This is a genomic window from Cupriavidus sp. D39, from assembly GCF_026627925.1.
Classification (GTDB): Bacteria; Pseudomonadota; Gammaproteobacteria; order Burkholderiales; family Burkholderiaceae; genus Cupriavidus; species Cupriavidus ulmosensis.
Map to the genome: position 1 here is coordinate 157,237 of NZ_JAPNLE010000001.1, position 21,159 is coordinate 178,395.

General features: G+C 62.1%; 15 protein-coding genes and 5 pseudogenes. 13 read left to right on the plus strand and 7 right to left on the minus strand.

Annotated elements, in window-relative coordinates; translation table 11 throughout:
• The first annotated feature begins 1 nt into the window (after window position 1).
• The 6 genes from OMK73_RS00855 (at window position 2) to OMK73_RS00880 (ending at window position 6,741) form a co-directional block, all read left to right on the plus strand.
• On the plus strand, window positions 2-1,225 hold the full coding sequence (locus OMK73_RS00855; protein WP_267600294.1) for an FAD binding domain-containing protein: 1,224 nt from the start codon (window positions 2-4) through the stop codon (window positions 1,223-1,225).
• Window positions 1,226-1,327: 102 nt separating this feature from the next.
• On the plus strand, window positions 1,328-1,690 hold the full coding sequence (locus OMK73_RS00860; RefSeq protein ID WP_267600295.1) for a DUF485 domain-containing protein: 363 nt from the start codon (window positions 1,328-1,330) through the stop codon (window positions 1,688-1,690).
• Window positions 1,687-3,327, plus strand: a complete 1,641-nt coding sequence (gene actP, locus OMK73_RS00865; protein WP_267600296.1) for a cation/acetate symporter ActP — start codon at window positions 1,687-1,689, stop codon at window positions 3,325-3,327. Before OMK73_RS00860 ends, actP begins: the two co-directional genes overlap by 4 nt.
• A gap of 215 nt (window positions 3,328-3,542) precedes the next feature.
• Window positions 3,543-5,300 (plus strand): dihydrolipoyl dehydrogenase, encoded by a 1,758-nt coding sequence (gene lpdA / locus OMK73_RS00870; RefSeq protein WP_267600297.1) that lies wholly within the window; start codon window positions 3,543-3,545, stop codon window positions 5,298-5,300.
• A 327-nt stretch (window positions 5,301-5,627) separates the two neighbouring features.
• A complete protein-coding gene (locus tag OMK73_RS00875; RefSeq protein WP_267600690.1) occupies window positions 5,628-5,921 on the plus strand; it encodes a tripartite tricarboxylate transporter substrate-binding protein in 294 nt (97 codons plus the stop codon).
• 145 nt (window positions 5,922-6,066) lie between these two features.
• Window positions 6,067-6,741 carry a TetR/AcrR family transcriptional regulator gene (locus OMK73_RS00880; RefSeq protein WP_267600298.1) on the plus strand — a complete coding sequence of 225 codons (675 nt, stop codon included), beginning with the start codon at window positions 6,067-6,069 and terminating at the stop codon, window positions 6,739-6,741.
• Window positions 6,742-6,825: 84 nt separating this feature from the next.
• On the opposite strand, the gene OMK73_RS00885 is transcribed toward OMK73_RS00880, so the two are convergent.
• The gene (locus tag OMK73_RS00885) at window positions 6,826-7,137 is read right to left on the minus strand and encodes a hypothetical protein (RefSeq protein ID WP_267600299.1); all 312 of its coding nucleotides are present in this window, start codon (window positions 7,135-7,137) and stop codon (window positions 6,826-6,828) included.
• A 343-nt stretch (window positions 7,138-7,480) separates the two neighbouring features.
• On the opposite strand from OMK73_RS00885, the gene OMK73_RS00890 reads away from it, so the two are divergent.
• The 4 genes and pseudogenes from OMK73_RS00890 to OMK73_RS00900 all read left to right on the plus strand — a co-directional run.
• Complete coding sequence (locus tag OMK73_RS00890; RefSeq protein WP_267600300.1) at window positions 7,481-8,593, plus strand: alkene reductase; 1,113 nt, start codon at window positions 7,481-7,483, stop codon at window positions 8,591-8,593.
• 158 nt (window positions 8,594-8,751) lie between these two features.
• Complete coding sequence (locus OMK73_RS38630; RefSeq protein WP_420715421.1) at window positions 8,752-9,006, plus strand: hypothetical protein; 255 nt, start codon at window positions 8,752-8,754, stop codon at window positions 9,004-9,006.
• Window positions 9,007-9,015: 9 nt separating this feature from the next.
• Window positions 9,016-9,294, plus strand: coding sequence for a hypothetical protein (locus tag OMK73_RS38635; RefSeq protein WP_420715422.1), 279 nt, complete (start codon window positions 9,016-9,018; stop codon window positions 9,292-9,294).
• Window positions 9,295-9,851: 557 nt separating this feature from the next.
• Window positions 9,852-9,944 (plus strand): annotated as a pseudogene (locus OMK73_RS00900) (glutathione S-transferase); the annotation flags it as partial.
• Window positions 9,945-10,440: 496 nt separating this feature from the next.
• Here OMK73_RS00900 and icd read toward each other — a convergent pair.
• Both icd and OMK73_RS00910 read right to left on the minus strand, forming a co-directional pair.
• A pseudogene (icd, locus tag OMK73_RS00905) lies at window positions 10,441-11,753 on the minus strand (NADP-dependent isocitrate dehydrogenase).
• A 216-nt stretch (window positions 11,754-11,969) separates the two neighbouring features.
• Window positions 11,970-12,611, minus strand: a pseudogene (locus OMK73_RS00910) (DsbA family oxidoreductase); the annotation flags it as partial.
• Between the two features lie 956 nt (window positions 12,612-13,567).
• Between OMK73_RS00910 and OMK73_RS00915 the strand changes: the two are divergent.
• Entirely contained in the window at window positions 13,568-14,566 is a 999-nt protein-coding gene (locus OMK73_RS00915; protein ID WP_267600301.1) for an FAD-dependent monooxygenase, read from the plus strand.
• A 61-nt stretch (window positions 14,567-14,627) separates the two neighbouring features.
• Window positions 14,628-15,227 (plus strand): DsbA family protein, encoded by a 600-nt coding sequence (locus OMK73_RS00920; protein WP_267600302.1) that lies wholly within the window; start codon window positions 14,628-14,630, stop codon window positions 15,225-15,227.
• A gap of 190 nt (window positions 15,228-15,417) precedes the next feature.
• Here OMK73_RS00920 and OMK73_RS38640 read toward each other — a convergent pair.
• Window positions 15,418-16,664: pseudogene (locus OMK73_RS38640) on the minus strand (NAD(P)/FAD-dependent oxidoreductase).
• A 70-nt stretch (window positions 16,665-16,734) separates the two neighbouring features.
• Window positions 16,735-18,480 carry a glutamine--tRNA ligase/YqeY domain fusion protein gene (locus OMK73_RS00930; RefSeq protein WP_267600303.1) on the minus strand — a complete coding sequence of 582 codons (1,746 nt, stop codon included), beginning with the start codon at window positions 18,478-18,480 and terminating at the stop codon, window positions 16,735-16,737.
• A 545-nt stretch (window positions 18,481-19,025) separates the two neighbouring features.
• On the opposite strand from OMK73_RS00930, the gene OMK73_RS00935 reads away from it, so the two are divergent.
• Window positions 19,026-19,949: a LysR family transcriptional regulator gene (locus tag OMK73_RS00935; protein WP_267600304.1), complete on the plus strand. Its 924-nt coding sequence runs from the start codon at window positions 19,026-19,028 to the stop codon at window positions 19,947-19,949.
• Window positions 19,950-20,297: 348 nt separating this feature from the next.
• Here OMK73_RS00935 and OMK73_RS38645 read toward each other — a convergent pair whose 3' ends face one another.
• Complete coding sequence (locus OMK73_RS38645; protein WP_420715423.1) at window positions 20,298-20,486, minus strand: EAL domain-containing protein; 189 nt, start codon at window positions 20,484-20,486, stop codon at window positions 20,298-20,300.
• 13 nt (window positions 20,487-20,499) lie between these two features.
• Window positions 20,500-21,147: pseudogene (locus tag OMK73_RS00940) on the minus strand (EAL domain-containing protein); the annotation flags it as partial.
• Window positions 21,148-21,159 lie beyond the last annotated feature (12 nt).

A 21,159-nucleotide genomic window follows, 5' to 3' on the forward strand; every position in this document is an offset into this window, starting at 1 on the left:
CATGACCATTAACTCGAAGCGGCCAAAGGCCATTATTGTCGGCGGTTCGCTGGGCGGGCTGTTTGCAGCCAATCTACTCGCACGCGCGGGCTGGGAAGTCGAAGTGTTCGAGCGAGTTTCCGAGGAGCTTGCAGGACGTGGCGCCGGCATCGTCACGCACCCGGAGTTGTTCGAAGCCCTGGCGGCGGCTGGGGTCCAGGTAGATGACTCGATTGGCGTCCAGGTCAAATCCCGGCTGACCCTGGCCCAGGACGGCAACGTGCTTTCGCAGCGCGACCTACCGCAGACCCTGACGGCGTGGGGCAAGATGTACCAAGTCTTGCGTGGCGCCTTCTCGGACGGGACCTATCGTTCGGCCGCGACCGTGGCCTCGGTGGACAGCGAGCCTGACCGCGCGGCCGTGACACTCGACGACGGTTCCGTGCACTACGCCGATCTGGTCATCGCCGCCGACGGCTTCCGGTCCGCGCTGCGGGAGCGTCTGCTGCCCGAGGTGAAACTCCAGTATGCGGGCTACATCGCCTGGCGCGGCCTGGTGGACGAAATGGCACTGAGCCAGGCCACGCGCGACATGCTGTTCGAGAAGTTCGCGTTCTGCCTGCCCCCGCACGAGCAGATCCTCGGCTATCCGGTTGCCGGTCAGGGCAACAGCACGCGGCCTGGTGAGCGTCGCTACAACTTCGTTTGGTACCGAGCCACCAGCGAAGATGTCGAGTTGCCTGACCTGCTCACCGATGCCAGCGGCAAGCGCTGGCACGGCGGCATTCCGCCCGCGCTGATCCGGCCCGACGTGCTGGCCGACATGGAAGAAGCCGCGCTGACACTGCTGGCGCCGCAGTTTGGCGAAGTCGTCACCAAGACCACGCAACCGCTGTTCCAGCCCATCTTCGACCTCGAGGTGCCGCGCATGGCCTTCGATCGCGTGGCGCTACTCGGCGACGCGGCCTTCGTGGCACGGCCCCACTGCGGCATGGGCGTGACCAAGGCGGCGGGCGATGCCATGTCGCTGGTGAAAGCATTGAAGGCAGACGCCTCTGTACCTTCCGCGCTCGAGCGATACAGTGCCGAGCGCGTGCAGGTGGGCACGGCGATCGTCCAGCATGCCCGTCACCTAGGCGCCTATATGCAGGCGCAACTCAAAAATGAGACCGATCGCAAGATGGCAGAGCGCTACCGCACGCCGGAAGCCGTCATGCGTGAAACGGCGGTGTCGACGCGCTTCTAGTCCTGATCGCGTTTGCCGCCATCGCCGTCCTCACGTGGCAGCGCTGCGCCATATCCAGGCGCCCTGCCAACCAACATAACATCCGCCCCAATGGAGACAACCGTGGAACACACTGCCACAACCTACCCGGCTACGGGGAATGAGACGGCTTCCTCGCTCTCTCTCGCGCCGAATCCGCTGCTCAACAACTGCCGGTTCCAATCCCTGGTCCGCGCGCGCCGCACCTTCTCGTGGACGCTGACGGCCCTCATGCTGGCGGTGTACTTCGGCTACATCCTTACGCTCGCCTTCAAGCCAGCCCTTCTCGGGGAGCAACTGACACCGGGCCAGCCGATGAGCGTAGGCATTCCTGTCGGCTTCGGCATGTTCGCGGTGACCTTTCTGCTCGTGGCGGTGTACGTGCATCGCGCCAATACGGTGTACGACAAAATCATCGGCGAAATCAAGCAGGGGGCAGCAAAATGAAGCGACTCATCCTTCCTGCAGCGTTGCTGCTGACGGCGTTGCCTGCGGTTCCTGCATTTGCAGCGTCCCCCACCGTCGGCCAGGGCCTGAACGTCATCGCCATCGTCATGTTCCTGGTGTTCGTCGCATCGACGCTGATCGTGACACGCTGGGCCGCGAAGAGCAACCATAGCGTGGCCGACCACTACGCAGCCGGCGGCAAGATCACTGCGCTGCAGAACGGCTGGGCCATCGCCGGCGATTATATGTCCGCGGCATCGTTGCTGGGGATCTCGGCCCTGGTATTCACGAGCGGCTATGACGGCCTGATCTACTCGATCGGCTTCCTAGCTAGCTGGCCAATCATCCTGTTCCTGATCGCGGAGCCGCTGCGCAACCTGGGCCGGTTCACGCTGGCGGACGTTGTCTCCTATCGGCTGCAACAGCGTCCGATCCGCGCGTTTTCCGCATCGAGCTCCATCGTGATCGTGCTGCTCTATCTTGTCTCGCAGATGGTTGGCGCCGGCAAGCTGGTCGAGCTGTTGTTCGGCTTCAGCTACACCGCCGCAGTGGTGCTGGTCGGTGTGCTGATGGTGATCTACGTCTTCTTCGGCGGTATGCTGGCCACCACGTGGATCCAGATCATCAAGGCCGTGCTGTTGCTCGCCGGCGCCGCGTTCATGGCGTTCATGGTACTGAGCCGATTCGGATTCAGCCTGGACGCGCTGTTCTCGCAGGCCATCCTGGCCCACGGCAAGCATGCAGCGATCATGAGCCCCGGCGGTCTGGTATCCGATCCGGTTTCTGCGGTCTCCCTTGGGCTTGCCCTGATCTTCGGCACCGCGGGCTTGCCGCATATCCTGATGCGCTTCTTCACCGTTGGCGATGTCAAGGCAGCCCGCAAGAGCATCTTGTACGCGACGGGCATCGTGGGCTGCGGCTATGCGCTGATCATCATCATCGGCTTTGGCACCATCGCGCTTGTGGCAACCGATCCGGCCTACCACACCGCCTCGGGGGCAGTGATCGGCGGCGTCAATATGGTCGCCGTTCACCTGGCGCATGCGGTCGGCGGCAATATCTTCCTCGGCTTCATCTGCGCGGTCGCCTTCTCGACCATTCTCGCGGTCGTGGCCGGCCTGACGCTTGCCGGCTCGTCGGCCATTTCGCACGACTTGTATGCCAAGGTCCTGCGGCAAGGCACTGCCACCGACAAGGAAGAGATGCGCGTTTCCAGGATGACCACACTGGTGCTGGGCTTGCTCTCCATCCTCCTTGGCATCCTGTTCGAGAAGCAGACCATTGCCTTCATCGTCAGCCTGACCTTCTCCATCGCCGCCAGCTCCAACTTCCCGGTGCTGCTGCTGTCGATCTACTGGCGCGGCCTGACTACCCGCGGCGCCGTCATCGGCGGCTCGCTGGGGCTGCTGACCGCGGTCGTACTGACGGTTCTGAGCCCCACGGTATGGGTGCAGGTGCTGGGTCACGCGACCGCGATTTACCCTTACGAGTATCCGGCGCTGTTCTCCATGCTGGTGGCATTTGCCGGCATCTACGTGTTCTCCGTGACGGACAAGTCCGCGCGTGGTGCGCAAGAGCGCGGCGCGTTCAACAACCAGTTGGTGGATTGCGAACTCGGGCTGATCAAGCAGAATTAGCGCGTTTTGGGACGCCCGTTGTCATGACCTGGCGGGCGATCCTTGACAGCAAGACAGACACGGCCAGACAACTGGCCGTTTTTTACTCGCTCACCTAGACTGGTAGGCTCCATGGAACGCACGCCATGGCTGATGGGCGTTGGCACGACGTTCCCCGGCCAGGGTGGCAGTTCCACGGGTCTCGCTAAACCGGCAATTAGAAAAGGGGAATCGACATGGCCGCGATTGAAGTGAAGGTGCCTCAGCTCTCCGAATCGGTATCCGAAGCCACGCTGTTGCAGTGGAAAAAGAAAGCCGGTGACGGCGTTGTGCTTGACGAGATACTCGTCGAGCTGGAGACCGATAAAGTCGTCCTGGAAGTGCCGTCCCCATCCGACGGCGTCATCGCTCAGCTCGTCAGGGCCGACGGCGACACGGTTCACGCCGACGAGGTCATCGCGACCATCGATCCCAGCGGCAAGGCAGTGGATGTCGCGCCCGCCGCACCGGCGCCGGAGAAGGTTGCTGCCCAGACTCCCGCTCATGCCCTCGCGCCTGGGCAGGCGGCTACTGACTTCGACCTGATCGTGATCGGCTCCGGTCCCGGCGGATACATCGCGGCGATTCGTGCGGCGCAGTTGGGGATGTCGGTCGCATGTATCGAGGAATGGAAAAACCCAGCGGGCAAACCGAAACTCGGCGGTACTTGCCTCAATGTAGGGTGCATCCCATCCAAAGCGCTACTCGCCTCCTCGGAGCAGTTTGAAAACGCCGTCCACCATTTAGCCGATCACGGGATCCAGGCCGGCGGCGTGAAGGTCGACCTGGACAAGATGGTGGGCCGCAAGGCAGCTATCGTCGAGAGGATTACGGGTGGCGTGGAGTTACTGTTCAGGAAGAACAAGATCACCTGGATCAGGGGGCACGGCAGGTTCCTGGCGCGAGTCGACGGGATCATCCGCGTCGAGGCCGGGGAAGTGGACAGCGTCAAGCCTTACACCGCGAAGCACGTGGTCATTGCGACCGGGTCGAAGGCGAGACACCTACCCAATATTCCGGTCGATAACAAGATCGTGTCCGACAACGAAGGCGCGCTCGCCTTCGACTCGGTGCCCAAGAAGCTGGCTGTCATCGGCGCGGGGGTGATTGGCCTGGAGCTCGGTTCCGTGTGGCGCCGCCTTGGTGCCGAGGTGACACTCCTCGAGGCGCTCCCGACCTTCCTGGAGGCAGTGGACGAAGCGGTGGCAAAGGAAGCCGCAAAACTGTTCAAAAAGCAGGGGCTAACGATTCATCTCGGCGTAGTCATCGGCGACGTAGAGATCCAGCCCAGGGGTGTCAAGATCCAGTACATAGACAAGGACGGCGCCGCCCAGACGTTGGAGGCGGACCGGCTCATCATCTCCGTGGGCCGCGTTCCCAACACGGACAATCTCGGCCTCGATGCAGTTGGGCTAGCCACCGACGCGCGCGGTCTCATTCCAGTCGACGCGCATTGTGCAACGGCCGTCCCCGGAATCTCCGCCATCGGCGATGTTGTGCGCGGACCGATGCTGGCGCACAAGGCGGAAGACGAAGGCGTGATGGTGGCTGAACGCATCGCTGGCCAGAAGCCTCACCTGAATTACGACTGCATACCCTGGGTTATCTACACCGACCCGGAGATCGCCTGGGTCGGCAAATCGGAGCAGCAATTGAAGGCCGAAGGCCGGGGCTTCAAGTCAGGCCAGTTTCCCATGATGGCGAACGGGCGCGCGCTGGGTATCGGCAAGACGGACGGATTTGTGAAGATGATCGCGGATGCCAGAACGGACGAGCTTCTTGGCGTCCATATCATTTCGGCCAATGCCTCCGACCTCATCGCGGAGGCGGTCGTGGCGCTGGAGTTCAGGGCGGCATCCGAAGACATTGGCATGATCAGCCACCCACATCCGTCTCTATCGGAAGTCATGCGTGAAGCCGCGCTCGCGGTGCAAAAGCGTGCTTTGAATATCTAGCCGGCCTCTTGCCGCATCCCGTCCTCAGCGCTCCTGCCTCGGCGACGACGTTGAGGGGGCGAGCAAAGGCGGATCGCGCCTTGCGCGGATCGCTAAGCCCGCTGCAGGGTCGCATGGAGTATTTCGACGAACCGGATCTGGGCCAGGCTAAGTGGGCGGTCGACCCGGCATACTAGGTAGCGGGACAGGGATAGGTCCGCTATCGGTCCGCCCACGAAGTCGCCGCGCCCGATTGCATCGCCCGCGGCGGAGTAAGGCGAAACATGGCAGCCGACACCCCGCCTGTTCAATGGTCAGGCATCCACCTCCTTCCAGCCCTATGGGGCCATTGCCTCGCACCTCGCGTCAGGCAAGCTCAATGTCCCAGCCGTCACCGGCGCTCATCGCCCCGCGATGACGCCAAACGTACCGACCTTCGAGGAGCTTGTTGTCAAGGGCTTTACGTCGTCCCAATGGAACGGTTTCTTCATCGCCCGCCATACGCCGCCCGCCATCGTCAGCAAGCTATCCGATGACGTCAAAACCGCACTGCGCAGTCCTGAGAATTTCAAGCGCATGGTCGACAAGGACTTCGAGTTCATCCGCGCGGCGCTCAAGAGCGGGAAGCCAAAGTCGGGGTAAAAGACCGGCCGCAGATGAGGGGTGACCGCCGGGCCTCGGTCCTGTTTCAGCGGTCGGCCATCTCGCACCGTCGTCGTACAATTTTTCATCTGATTGGTACAATGCTGAAAGCGCTACGCGCGGGATGCTCTGCACAGGTGAATGAATGGAACGGGACACGGCTTCATCCAAGATCGATGCTCCGGCCAAAGCCGGAAAACGGTTGCTTCCGAAGGAAAGGGAGCAGCAGATCGTCCAGAAGGCTATTGAACACTTCACCCGGAACGGTTTCTCCGGAAGTACCCGGGAGTTGGCAAAGCAGATAGGCGTCACGCAGCCCTTGCTGTACCGCTACTTTCAGAGCAAGGAGGCCCTGATCGACCGGGTGTACAACGAGGTGTTCCAGTGGCGACCCGGCTGGGAACGGCAAATCACCGACCGATCGACGCCGCTGACCGAACGCCTATATGCGTTCTACCTCGACTACGCGTCCGTCATCTTGCGTGAAGAATGGATCCGGGTCTTCATCTTTGCCGGCCTGACGCGCGAAGGCATCAACAACAAGTACCTCAACAAGCTTCGCACCAAGGTATTCCTGCCCGTGCTGGCCGAGGTACGGGCGGAGTTCGACATCCCTGAGCCGCGCAGCGCTGCCGAACTCGACGCCGAGATCGAGATGATTTGGAGCTTGCACGCGGCCATCTTCTATCTGGGCGTGCGCAAGTGGGTCTATGGCCTCAAGGTTCCCGGCGACATCGCCGCTGCAGTGCGCCAGAAGGTGGACATGTTCCTCCATGGGGCTCCCGCCGTGATGCGTACCTTGCGGAAGCCAAAAGCCTGACGCCCTGCCCGCCCCGCTCGCTCCGGATTGGGCGCCTCTCCGGTTGCCGCCGCGCAGGCCTTCCGCCTGCAGGTTCAGCACGGGTTATATGACTTCCATGGAATCAGTCCGCTGCTGCTCCACAATCAATGGAAGATGATCATCTTGCCCGCCGCGCCGATGGCTGACAGCAGCGCCTGAACTGCGATCTTGTGCAAACGTCGTGCCGTTGCCACGCCGGGAGCCCACGCAGGCAGCACTGACGATGATGTCGACACTGGCAGGCGCGTCGGGCAAACTGTCCGGCTTGGCAAAGGCGCGTGCACTGCGCTGAGCCGCGCCACCGCAGCTTCCCAGCGAGCCGGAGCCAAATACGCCGTGCCCGGCGCTCGCGGGCGCCCGTAACGAGGATTTCATGATTCGCACTCCATTGATGTGATTCTTCGTTCGCTGCCAAACGGCTGCATCGATGCCATCCAGCCATTACCGTTCGCTTGATAAACAACGAAGAGAGCGAATGGCTTTCGGGAAGTCCCAAACAATCGACACGCTTGCGGTGCAAGACCGTGAGCAGAGGCGATGCCGCCGTCACGCGCAGGCGCGCTTTGTCTCACACGCAACGCAATGTTGCGCCGCCACCGGATTCTCTCCCGCTGCATTGGCACCTAACCTTCAGGACATCTCTTCTGAGATCGAGGCGCTGCCAGAACGCCCAACCTGCTGCCGCTAGTTGACCACTTTGAGCTGATGGAGAACCACCTTGACCAAGCACCTTTTCAATCCGATCCGCCTCGGCATTCACACGTTGGCACACCGCGTCGCCATGGCACCGTTGACGCGTTCCCGCGCCGGCCAGCCGGGTAACGTACCGACCGCGATGAACGTCGAGTACTACCGCCAGCGCGCAAGCGCAGCACTGATCGTCACCGAAGCGACTCAGATTTCGCAGCAAGGTCAGGGCTACGCCTGGACGCCGGGCATCCACACCGAGGAACAAGTCCAGGGGTGGCACGCTGTCAGCGAAGCGGTGCATGCGGAAGGAGGCACCATCTTCCTGCAACTCTGGCATGTCGGGCGCGTGTCGCACCCGATTTTCCAGCCGGACGGCGCGCTGCCCGTTGCGCCAAGCGCACTGCCCGTCCCCGGCAAGACCTTCATCATCGACGAGAACGGCAACGGCGCCTGGGGCGACGTGCCTGTACCGCAGAAACTGAACGAGAGCGGCATTCGCGCTATCGTGGAAGACTACCGGCGCGCCGCTCGCAACGCCATCGTCGCGGGCATGGACGGGGTCGAGATCCACGCCGGCAACGGCTACCTGCTCGATCAGTTCATCAACTCCAACAGTAACCAGCGCACCGACGCGTACGGCGGCAGCATCGAAAACCGAGCACGCCTGCTGCTCGAGGTGGTCGACGCGGTTGCTGCAGAAGTTGGTGCATCGCGCGTGGCCGTACGGCTGACGCCCATGGGCCGCTTCATGGGCATGGGCGATGACACGCCCGAGGCCACCTTCGGCTATATCGTCCGCCAACTTAACGTCCGCGACCTGGCCTACCTCCACCTGGTCGAGCCCGCCATGGTCGGCACAGTCAAGGACGAGAACTTCGACCCGCGTTGGGACGCGATCATCCACCTGCTGCGCCTGGAGTACAACGGCGTGCTGATGCTTGCCGGTGGCTACGACCGCGACAGCGCCGAACGGGCGCTCGCCAGCGGCCGCGCCGACATCATTGCCTTTGGTCGGCCGTTTATCGCCAACCCTGACTTGCCTGTGCGCCTGCGGGACAACCTTGCACTGAACACACCCGATGCCGGTTCGTTCTTCGGAGGCGATGCAGTCGGCTACATCGACTATCCGGCCGCAGCCTGAGCGACCGTCCGTGCAGGGCGCCGGCCTTATCGTGTCGCTGGCCCGAGTCGGATACGCGCGGGGTCTCTTCTTTCTCGCCCCGATTGCCGATCTGCTCGAGAACCGGCGCCTGCTGATCATCACTGCGCTTGCCGCCACGGTTGGCCTGGTGGGTGCGCGTGGTCGGCACCCTCATGGGCGGGCTGCTGCTGGGGATCCTGCTGGCGCGGCCACTGTCGAGTATGCTACCGGAGCACTTCGGATGGCGCGCGGTTTTCGTCGCTGCGGCGCTCATGACACTGGCCACCGTCGGCGTCGCGGCGGCTACCGTGCCGCGCCATGTTCCAGCGCACCGCGCAAGCTATGCCCGGGTGCTGTCATCGTTGCGGCACTCGTTCATGCGCCATCCGCTGCTGCGCCAGCGAGCGCTCTAACAATGACTCTTGTTCGGTGCATTCAGCTTTTTCCGGACCGACGTGCCGCTGGAGCTCTCGCGGCAACACGGCCTGTCGCAAGTTCAGATCGGCTTGTTTGCCCTGGTGGGCGCCATGGTCGCCGTGGCCGCGCCCATCGCCAGCAGGCTGGCGGACGCAGGCCACAGCCAGCGCGCGGTCTATGCGCTCGACGCCGCCAGCCGCGGCCGGCTGAATGCGCTCTACATGACAACCATCTTCGCCGGTGGCGCGGGCGGCTTCGCCATCGCCAGCCTGCTCTACGCCTAGACAGGTTGGGTCGGCATCGTCGGGCTCGGAAGCGGGTTAGCGCTCGTTGCTCTAGTCACCACTTTCCTCGTACATTCACGCAAGAGCGCGAGCGTCCAGTTATGATCGATCGCGCCGGCAGGCAACTGCCGGAGAAGCCGAAGACAAGAGCGGCCCGGCATGTCCCCCGGATCATTCAATTGCCGTCCGATTTAGCCCGCTATGGCAAGAAGGTGGGCTAAATCGCCCCAGCCCGGTTTGCCAAGGTTGGGGCGATCACGTCGACACCGGTCTTTTTCGCGCCGTGGATGGGCGGGCACCGTTTGCTTGGACATGCGCCCGCCCATGCTCCGCACGGCCCTTGCTCGGTGGAGGCGCAAATTCCACTTCTAACCACGTAGACGGCATTGTCGCGGGTGTACGTGGCGCCTGCGTGCCATGAATGCGCACAAAGGTGCTGCGCTTGCGGGAGTGCGGACAGCTCCGGTGGACCGGCGGGGTTTCGGGGGCAGGCGCCGCAAACGTGGGATTGCGGCTCTGGAGGTGACGCGCGCAGTTCCCGAGTTCTATTACTCAAGGCGATTCTTGTGTATCTGGCAAAGCGCCATGGCGATGGCGCCTGGCTGCCGGAAGACGAGCTTGGTGCCGCCGCAATCCAGCGCTGCCTCGCTCGAGACGGAGCCTTCCGCGGTGGCGAGGATCTGCCTGCAGGCTTGGTAGTAGGCCTTGCCGGTGTCCGTCGGGTTCAGGCCCTGGTTGTCCTGTTCCAAACCTAGCTCCTCCAAACAGGATCAAAGATGACCATGCAAACCAAGACCAAGACAGTTACACATCGATCTTAGCGCGCGGGAGATTGACATCGCCATCCGGTGTGGACGCTTGCGCGATTCGAACAACCGGCGGTCAGGGTTGGCAGCTTAGTCAAATGGCTCGTTGCCAGCCCGGCGTTCGTCCAAGCATGGGGCCAGCCGGGAAGCTCCATTCGCTGAGCCGGCGCAACGGCAAGCACCGGCAAGCCGTGTGGCTCGTCCGCCTGCTGCCGCGGAGGGAAACGGAATCGGCCGGTATTCTGGCCGTCTCCCGCCGACGAGTCCTCTGCTCCTAAAGTCATGGCGTTCATCGAGAACGCTATGCAGCCATCTTGAACCGCGCTGACACACGCCGGAGCTACCCGCCGATGGTACATACGCCCTCGACGCAGCCTCCGAGATCTTCCTGGGGCATCAAGTCAACCACGACTTCGCCGAAAGCGGAAGTGCCCAATGCCTTCGCGCCGCCCATCTGCCGGGCAAGGTCAGACGTCACCATCTTCAGTACGAGTGCCCGTTCGAACCCTCGCACCAGCCGGTCAGCAGCTTCGTGCCAGCCCAAGTATCTGAGCATCATCTCCGCGGACAGGATGAGTGATCCGGGATTGGCCAAGTCTTTCCCCGCGATATCAGGCGCCGTCCCGTGGGTGGCCTCGAAGACTGCGACGGTATCCGATAAGTTGGCGCCCGGCGCGATGCCGATGCCCCCACCTGCGCCGCCAGCGCATCCGAGATATAGTCGCCGTTCAGATTCAGCGTGGCAATCACATCGAAATCCTCGGGCCACAGCAGTATGTCCTGGAAGAAAGCATCTGCGATAATGTCCTTGACCAAGATCTCCCCGCCCGTGGCGGGGTTGGTGAACGTCATCCAGCGCCCCTTTCCGTACGGCTTCGCGCCGAACTCGCGAGCCGCGAGCGCATATCCCCATTCCCTGAATGCACCTTCGGTGTATTTCTGGATGTTCCCTTTGTGTACCAGCGTGACAGAGCGCCGATCGTTGGCAACGGCATACGCCAGCGCCTTGCGGATAAGCCGCTCCGAGCCCTCCTGCGACACGGGCTTGATGCCAATACCCGATGTGAGTGGAAAGCGAATCTGGCTGGCACCAAGCTGCTTCTGGAGAAACTCGATCAGCAGGGTCGCACTTTTGCTACGGGCCTCGTATTCTATCCCCACATAGATGTCTTCAGAGTTCTCCCGGAAGATCACCATATCGGTCTTCTCTGGATGCCTGACCGGCGATGGCACGCCGGTAAAGTAGCGCACCGGCCGCAGATTGACGTAGAGGTCGAGCACCTGCCGGATGGCCACGTTGAGCGAGCGGATACTGCCTGCCACGGGTGTCATCAGTGGCCCTTTGATGGAGACAACGTAGTCCCGCAATGCGTCCAGAGTCTCCTCGGGCAGGGAGACGCCGGAGCCATAGCGCTCGTTGGCCTTAGCGCCCGCGTAGATTTCCATCCAGCGGATCCTCCTGGCCCCGGCATACGCAGCATCCACCGCAGCGTCGACGACGCGCCGCATGACCGGCGTGATGTCGGCCCCGATGCCATCGCCTTCGATAAATGGAATGACTGGATTGTCCGGCACTTGTAGCGTGCCGTCGGGCGCGATCCGAATGGGACTTCCGTCCACGGGAATGCTGAGCTGGCTTGAGTGAGTGTTCATGGTGATACCTCGCGCTTTAGGGGAAACTTCGAGTTCAGCAATGACCCGGTTTCTGGCTTCCCCACGGATCGTCATTTCACTGATGGGAGCGGGCGGGCGCGGGGGCATCGTCCTGCCATGCTCCCCCGCCGCTGCCCGACCTATGCCGGCAGTTCGCCGGCGATCTGCGGCTGGCGCGCCGAGGCGGCCCGCAACACCTCCACCAGTATCGAAGGCGGCTGCGCCCCTAACCTGTTGTGCTCCGATGCGGATCGTCGGCACGGCGTGCACGCCCTCCATCTGCGCTTGCAACTCCTTCGCTGCAACCTCTGCCTCGCCCCGATCGCTACGCAGAAACTTCCGCGTCTGCTCTGCATCGAACCCCGCCGATGCCGCCAGCGAGACCAGCACATCGAGCCGGCCGATGTTCTCGCCTCGGGAGAAGTAAGACTCGAAGATGCTCTCGAATAGCACATTGGCCTTGGCCCCGTCCCCAGACTGCCGGGCATAGACCATAAGGCGGTGGGCTAGCCGCGTATTGGGCGTGATGGCGACACGCTCGTAATTGAACTCCAGCCCCACCTTCTTGCCGGCAACAACAACATCCGCGTCCATTGCCTGGGAACGAGCCCAACTGCCAAACTTTTCGGTACGGTATTCCTTCCGGTCGACGCCACTCCAAGGCAAGTTCGGATTGAGTTCATACGGTACATAGGACAGCGTGGCGGCCACTTGCGATTTCTCGCTTTCCAGCGCGCTCTTGAGATGTTGGTGGCCGACCCAGCACCATGGGCAAATGAAGTCGTATGCCAACTGCACGTCTACGCTGTTCATGTTCGGCTCCAGAGAGATTGTGATAGAGCGTAGGTTACGCCGCATTGGAGTTGGATTGAATACGAGGCGGGAGCAACCCAGCGTTGCGCTCGCTGCAATGGGCTGGGATCGTGCCAGCGCCGTCAAGCACCTGAATGATCGGGCGGTTGGCACTGCCCCACCATCGATCACGTATTCCGTGCCGGTGAAGTGGTCACGCCTGAGCCTTGCGCCCCTATCAAGGGCTACAGTGTCCGATCGAGGCGGACAGCCGTCATCAGATTTGGGTTCATTTCCTTCATCGCTTTCTCTTCATCCCAGAGTCCATAGCGGCACAACAGGCACCGCCCGGCGCGCTCGACCGGCCCAAGACATGGACGAAGATATCGACACCGCCGAGCAACGCCAGCGCGACTTGGCCGCGTCATCGCAGCCCTCTGCGGTCGAGACATCGGCCGTGACGTAGTGCACCCCTTCGGGCGCGCCGACACCCGCAGCGCCTCCACGACGGCGGCGCCAACGCATTTGGTTTCGCTAGTGACAAGCGCACGACGGCTGGCAAGTGCGAGAACGAAGCTCATGGCGTCACCTTCAGTGTGTTGGCAGGGCGTTCGGGCGAATCCGTTGGCATTGCGAATTTCATTTTCTTGTTCTCTTGACCGACGGCGTATGCTGGTGACAAACGTCCGCGTTGCCCTGAGCGCAATGCAGCCTTGCATCCCGGCTCCATTCTCCCAAGTGCGGTTCCCTTCTAAGCTTCATCTGACCAGACTGGCGGAAACCGTGAATGCCTTACTCTGGAACAGTAAAATTGTGGAGCGCCTCATGAGTATCTATCTCTCCCTCGACGCAAACGCTACTGTCGCGACCGTGCAAGCGGCGACGCTCCAGGACTCCAGGGCGGTCATCATCGGCGGCTCTCTCGGTGGCCTGTTCATGGCTGTGGCGCTGCGCGCCGTTGGCTGGGAGGCGGAGGTCTACGAGCGCTCGCCCTCCGACCTCGAAAGCCGGGGGGCGGCATCGTGTTGCGGCCCGACGTGTTGCAGCTCGACGTGGTGCGCGCCTTCGACTTTGCGCGAGTACACACGCACGGCGCCCTTGGAGTCCGTTCGCACTACGATATCTACCTGAACGACAAAGGCAGCGTGGTTCGCCAGGTACATAACCCTCACACCCAGACATCCTGGAACAAGCTCTATAGCGCGCTGCACAGGCATCTTCCGGCACGCCACTATAGCCAGGGCGCGGAACTCGTTGGCCTCGAACAGAGTGACAGCGGCGTCGTAGCCATCTTTGCCAATGGCCGTCGGGCCGAAGCCGACATCCTCATCGGCGCGGACGGTAGCAACTCCACAGTACGCAAGCTCATGCTCCCGGAAGCCACCCTCTCCTGCGGCCTGGTCGACGAGGCACGGTTACCGGATGCGGCCAAGCCTCACCTGTATGAGAACTTTGTCTTCCAGCATGACCCCGCGTCCATGATGCTTCAGTACATGATCCCGGGACGCGACGGCGCGGTTACCAAAGGCCAGCGACGCTTCAATTGGCTTTGGTACCGCAAGGTCGCGCCGGGACCGGAGTTGGACGCCGTGCTGACCGACGCGGACGGAAAGCGCCGCGAGCACGCCGTGGAGCCGGGCGCATTGGCTGCCACGCAAAAGCAGTGGTTCCGTCGCACCGGCGCGGACCGCGTGAATCCGGCACTCCAAGCACTCATCGAGAAAACCGACGATATCTTTGTGCAGGAGATCCAGGATCTCCAGGTATCCAGGTTGGTATTCGGACGCGTCCTGCTGACCGGCGACGCCGCCTTCATTCCTCGCCCCCACACGGCGGGAAGCACGGCAAAGGCCGCCTGCAATGCCGTCGCCCTCGCCAAAGCGCTGGCCAACAGCAGCAATGTGCTTGCAGCCAGACTTGCCGCCTGGGAGCAGGAGCAAATCGCCGGTGGCATGCGCATGACCAACTGGGGCATCCGCATGGGCAACCGCATCATGGGCATTACCCACACTCAACACTGAAGAGGAAAATTGCCATGGAGAACCCCGTCCTTCACTATCTCTATGATCCTTTCTGCGGCTGGTGCTATGGCGCGGCACCGATGATCAGTGCGGCGCAAAAATTCCGGAGCTAAAGATCCAGGCGCATGGCGTCGGGATGTTGTCCGGACCAAAGGCGCAGATGATGTCTGCAGAATGGCGCGATTTTGTCCGACCGCATGAATCGAGAATCCATGCATTCAGCAAGCAGGAATTTGGCGACGCCTACGTACACGGAGTCCAGGAGCACCAAGATGTTCTGCTGGATTCATCGCCCCCGATCGCAGCTATGCTGGTTGCAGACAAGCTGGACGGGCGCGGCATCCAGATGCTCAAGCGCTTGCAGAACGCTTACTTCATGGAAGGCCAGGCCATCGCCGACCCAGCCGTGATCGGCAAACTTGCCCGGGAGTTGGGGTACAACAGCGAAGCCTTTCTCGGAGAACTCACCGCGGAGTTGCAGAATGCGGTTGACGGGCATATCACCGCCAGCAACGACATGCTGCATACGCTGAAGGCGAAGGGCTTTCCGGCATTCGCGCTGGAGATGGGCGGAGAACTGCACAGCCTGCCCATGGGCCGCTACTTCACTCGTCCCGCACTGTTCAAGACAGATATCGAAGGATTGCTGAAAAGTACTTAGGCTCAGCAGGCGACACCTCAGAACGGCCGGTAGCGTCCGCAGGCTAACTGAGGCCGACGCGCCCGCGACCATCCGCCCACTGGTCCAAGCGGCGATCCTGCCCTCGCCTGATCCGCGCGGCGACTACCGCGCTCTATCCCAAGGGACGGCGCCGCTTCCGTCCGCCATCGCCGGCACTCGCGCGGTAGGCTCATTCGGACAAGTACCGATGCACGAACGTCACAGCCATTGCACCTTCGCCGACCGCGGACGCGACCCGCTTGACCGAGCCGTAGCGAACGTCGCCTGCGGCGAATGATCCCGGAACGCTTGTCTCGAGATAGTACGGGCGGCGTGCCAGCGGCCAGCATGCTTCGAACTGGGGAAAATCCTTGAGGTCGGCGCCCGTGACAAGGTAGCCGTTTCTGTCGCGGACTATCTTCGTATCGCAAGCCCAGTCAGTGTTCGGTGCGCCCCCGATACAGACAAAGAGCCGGTCCGCCGGCACCACGTCCTGCCCGCCCTTGGCGTTGGACAGGCGTAACGCCTCGAGCTTGTCTTCGCCAAGCACTTCCTGCACTACGGACTGGAATCTGACTTCAACATTGGCCATCTGGCCAAGGCGCTCCACCAAATAGTGGGACAGCGTTTCGGAGAGGGACTTGCCACGCACAATCAGCGTGACCGATTCCGCCGTGCGTGCGAAATGCATCGCCGCTTGCCCGGCCGAATTTCCCCACCCACAATAAACACCTTCTTGTTCGTGCACATCGGCGCCTCACTGGCGCCGGCACCATAGAACACCCCGACATTCAGGAGACGATCCTCGCCCGGCACGCCCAGGCTGCGGTACTCGACCCCCGTGGCACAGATATTTGCCTTGGCCTTTAGCAGCGTCCCGTCCGCAAGGTTCACTTCGATTTTCCCGTTCACGAACGTCGCGTGCACGCCTTCCTTCATCATCAGCAGCTCGACGCCGAATTTAACCGCCTGCTGCCTGGCACGCTCCGCCAACTCTGCGCCCGGTATGCCTTGCGGGAAACCCATATAGTTCTCGATCAGGGAACTGGTGCCTGCCTGGCCTCCGACGGCCGCACGCTCGATCACCACTGCCCGCAACCCTTCTGATGCCGCATACACGGCCGCCGAGAGCCCCGCTGGCCCAGCACCATAGATCGACAGGTCGTACTCACGAAACCGAGGGCGGGCGACCCAACCTAGCTTGGCGGCGATCTCAGGCAACGTCGGATCGTAGAGGATCGTACCGTCCGGGAACATAACCACGGGCCAGCGGACATTGTCGAACTCGGCGATGCCGAGCTCACTGAAGCAGTCGCTGTCGCACGACATTTCGCGCCACTCGTACGCCACCACGCCCCGCGCCAGGAAGTCACGTATCGCATAGGCCTCTTTACTGTCTGCGACCCCCAGGACCCTGACTTGCTTTGCTGTCTCCATGGTAAGTTCCCCGCGTTGATTGAGCAGTATAGGACAGCGACATCGTGACCGAAGAGCCGCCGGAGGCGTGTCAAACCGATGGCCCAGCGGTCCGCCCGGTGCGCAATTCGACGATGCGGTTGAAAACAGGCTTCCCTGGACTGGAATCGAACCGGTCAGCAACAAAATAGCCGTGGCGCTCGAACTGGAAGCGTTCCTCTGGCGCGGCCTCGCGTAATCCTGCTTCCAGGCAAGCGGTGATCACCCGCTTCGAGCCGGGATTGAGCGCGACCATCATGCCTTGCTCCCCGGCGGCCGGATTCGATTCAATGAACAAACGGTCGTAGAGACGCACTTCGCCCATAAAGGCGTGCGGTACGCTGACCCAATGGATGCTTCCCCTAGCTTTGATGCTATCCGCGCCGGGCGTTCCGCTCTTCGTATCGGGCAGGTAGTTTGCATGCACCGCGATTACGTTGCCGCTCGCGTCCTTCTCCGCCCCCGTGCATTCGATCACGTAGCCGTGGCGCAGCCGCACCTTGTTTCCGGGGAACAGGCGGAAGTAGCCTTTGGGCGGGTCATCTGTGAAGTCCTCACGTTCGATCCAAAGCTCGCGCGACAGCGAGAAAACGCGCACGCCTCGCTCGGGATGCTTGGGGTGCCGCGGCGCGGTGCATGTCTCGCCGTGCCCTTCCGGGTAGTTGTCGAGGATCAGCCTAAGCGGATCAAGCACGGCCGATGCACGATCGGCGCGGCCGTCGAGGTCGTCGCGCACGGCGCCTTCCAGTACGCTCATGTCTATCCACCCATCCGTTTTTGCTACGCCGATGCGCTCGCAAAACAACAGCACCGACTCAGGCGTGTACCCACGGCGTCGGATGCCGGCAATGGTCGGCATCCTTGGGTCGTCCCAGCCATCCACGCGCTTCTCAGTGACGAGTTGGAGCAGTTTGCGCTTGCTGGTAATGGTATGCGTGAGATTCAGGCGCGCGAATTCGTACTGATGCGGCAGGGGGTCTCGCAGTGCGCCAGTGTCCCGCAGGCGTCCGAGGATCCAGTCATAGAGCGGCCGGCTGTTCTCGAACTCGAGCGTCGCCACCGAGTGCGTGATGCTCTCGATTGCGTCGGAGATGCAGTGCGCGAAATCGTACATCGGGTAGATGCACCACGCGTCTCCGGTCCGATAGTGCCAGGCGTGCCGGATGCGATACAAGACCGGATCCCGCAACACCATGTTGGGCGCGCCCATGTCGATGCGCGCGCGCAGGACGTGCTCGCCGTCGCAGTACTTACCGGCGCGCATGGCACGGAACAGTGCAAGATTTTCCTCGGATGTGCGGTCCCTGTAGGGTGAGGCAATGCCGGCCTCCAAAAAGCTCCCGCGCGTGGCGGCGATCTGCTCGGCGCTTTGGCTGTCCACATAGGCGGCTCTGCATTCGATCAGCGCTTCGGCGAAAGCGTAGATCCGGTCGAAATAGTCGCTCGCGTAGTACAGGTATGCACGTGTCGCGCCGTCACGGGTCGGGCTTTCCCAGGAAAAGCCAAGCCAGCGCACGGCATCGATAATCGCGTCAACATACTCGCGGTCTTCCTTGACCGGGTTGGTGTCGTCGAAGCGCAGGTGGCAGCGGCCGCCGTAGCGCTGCGCAAGGCCGAAGTTCACCCAAATGCTTTTGGCATGGCCGATGTGCGGATAGCCGTTAGGCTCAGGCGGAAAGCGGGTGATGACCGCCGGGAGCCGCTCACCCTGCGGGTCCGTCCTGGACGCATAGGTGCCGGCCGCCAAGTCACGATCGATGATCGCGCGCAGGAAATTGGAATCCGGCCGCTCAGCCATGAGGCTCCCTCCCACCCATGAATCGGGCGAACGTTGTCACTCTCCGGCTCGATTGGGTACGCATATCGCGCTGCCGGAGCTGGTCCCGACTTGACTATAGCTCCCCTTCCCGGTGCCGCTTCCCTCGTTGCCGTGGTTGCGTTGTAGTGGCGCTTGGCGCACTCGATGGAAATTCGAAGGAGCCGGACGGTCTGGAGTAGCGATCGGATCGATCTCTGTCAATACTCCTGGTGCCATCTTTCGGCGTGACGATGGCGTTGCTGGCAAAGGTACACGATGCCCTGGTATACGCGCCAGATCAGCATAGTGACTTTCGTAGTTAGCGCGGAGAACGATCAGTCCGAAAGGGCCGATCCAAGTGGGTAGTAAGGGAGCTAAAGTGCGAGCATCAGGTTGTCACGTTGCACGAAGCCGAAGGCACCGGGGAGCATTGCCATATGGGTGCAATATTCCGCTCGCATCAAACGATCTCCGATTGGCCAGGTGATACCCTTAGGTGTTCGGCTGGAAGAGCCAAATACTCCTCTAACGCTGGAGCGTTATACATGGACAAGTTACTTGCATTGAAGATGTTCGTCGAGACGGTCGAGGCTAAGGGCTTTTCCTCGGCCGCCCGAAGACTAAACCTTGCCACGTCATCCGTGACCCGCCTGATGGACAGCCTGGAGGAGGAGCTCGGTGCCGTCTTGTTGAACCGATCAACCCGGCAAGTCACCGTTTCGGAAGCCGGCGCTGCCTACTACCAGCGGGCACGCAAAATCCTGGACGCAGTTGCAGAGGCGGATGCGCTCATTGCCGACCGCGGAGACACGCCCGTTGGCCAGCTTCGCGTTTCCCTGCCGGTTGCGTTCGGACGACGCTGCATCGCGCCCTTCCTGGGCGCCCTCCTCACACGTCATCCCAAGCTGGAGCTGGAGGTCACACTGACGGATGAGATCGTTGACCTGCTTGGCGAACGCATCGATTTGTCCATCCGACTGGGCAGTGCTGGGTCGTTCGATGAGGTGGTTGCACGTCAGATCGGCACATTTCGTCGCAAGGTGGTGGCAAGCCCCGCCTATCTGCAACGGCGCGGGCTACCGGCTGCGCCGATTAATCTGCTTGAACATGAGTGCCTACGGTTCAGCTACGGCGGAGGCCAGCAAGTCTGGACGTTCTTGCGGGACGCAGAGGAGGTGCAGGTTCCCATTCCGGGCAACTTCAAGAGCAACAACGCGGAAGTGCTGCGCGAACTCGCCCTTGCCGAGGGCGGTATCGCTCTTCTGCCCGACTGGCTGGTCAGCGAAGATATTCAGAGCGGACAACTAACGTCCATTTTCGAGGACTGGACAGTCAACCCAAACCGCGCCAGCTCGGCCATTTCCGCACTGTATCTGCCCAATCAGCGGGGCTCCCGGCGTGTCACCGCCTTCCTCGACTTTCTCGCGCAGATCCCTGGCCCAACCTATCGGGACGACCCGACATCGTAAGCCTGCCGCGCCTTGCCCAGGGGGCCATGCGTGCAATGCAGCGGAGGCCGCCCGCAGAGCCAGCGCGTAGGCTCTCCGCGCCACGTCCTCCAACTAATCCATATGCACCGGCCCACCCGGGTGTCCGTGCGAGTACCGACGGCACCTAGGCTTCTTCCGGAGGACAACGGCGTCCATGGTCGCCTGGCAATACGATCTCCGATCGTGGAGTTGGTCGTAAGAGCCGCAATTCTCTTGGGGCACTGGATGCCAATCGGACGAGATAGCACGACGGCGAACGATATAGCCAGCATCTCGCGGATCGTCCCCTTAACCCATCGGTGTTCATATTTTCACCAGAGCCTCCTCTTATCCGTTATGCGCTTTCACGAAATCTATGAACGCCTCGACTGGAAGCGCTGGGCTGACCAGATAGCCCTGGATAGAGTCGCACCCCGCCTGATCGAGCACCATTCGTTGTGCGTCGGTTTCCACTCCCTCGGCCACCGCATGCAGTCCAAGCGACTTGCACAACGCGATGACCGCTCCCACCAGCATTCGCGCGCGCCCCCGGGTCCGGGTCCAGGTCGTGCACGAACGAACGATCGATTTTGATGGTATTAACCGGGAACCGCATCACATAGGCGAGGCTGGAATAGCCGGTCCCAAAATCGTCCAGGGCGATGCTCACCCCCATTCGCTGCACCTGACGCAGCACCCGCTCCGACGCATTGAAGTCGGCCACGAGCATACCTTCTGTAACCTCTAACTCCACCGTCGACGGCAGCACCCCGTGTGCACCAATGCGCGCCGCGACCATCGCCGGAAATGTCGGGTCGGCAAGTTGGCGCGGCGAGACGTTGATCGACACGGAAAACTCATCGCCCAGTTCCGTCGACCAACGGCCGAGGTCGCTCAGTGCGCGGTCAATAACCCACTTGCCCAGCGTGAGTATCAGTGATGACTCTTCGGCGATGCTGATGAACTCGCTCGGCGGAACCAGCCCGAGCGTAGGGTGGCGCCACCTGATCAACGCCTCGGCACCAATGATATTCCTGGTCGACAGGGAAACCTTCGGCTGGTAATGCAGGACAAACTCATCGCGCTCCAGCGCTGCAGCCAGATCGAAGCGCAATTGCAGTTCGCGCTGCTTGGTTTGCGCGACTCGCGGATCGTACAGCATCGCGAACGAGCCGCCGACCGCCTTCGCCGCCATCATCGCGCTGTTCGC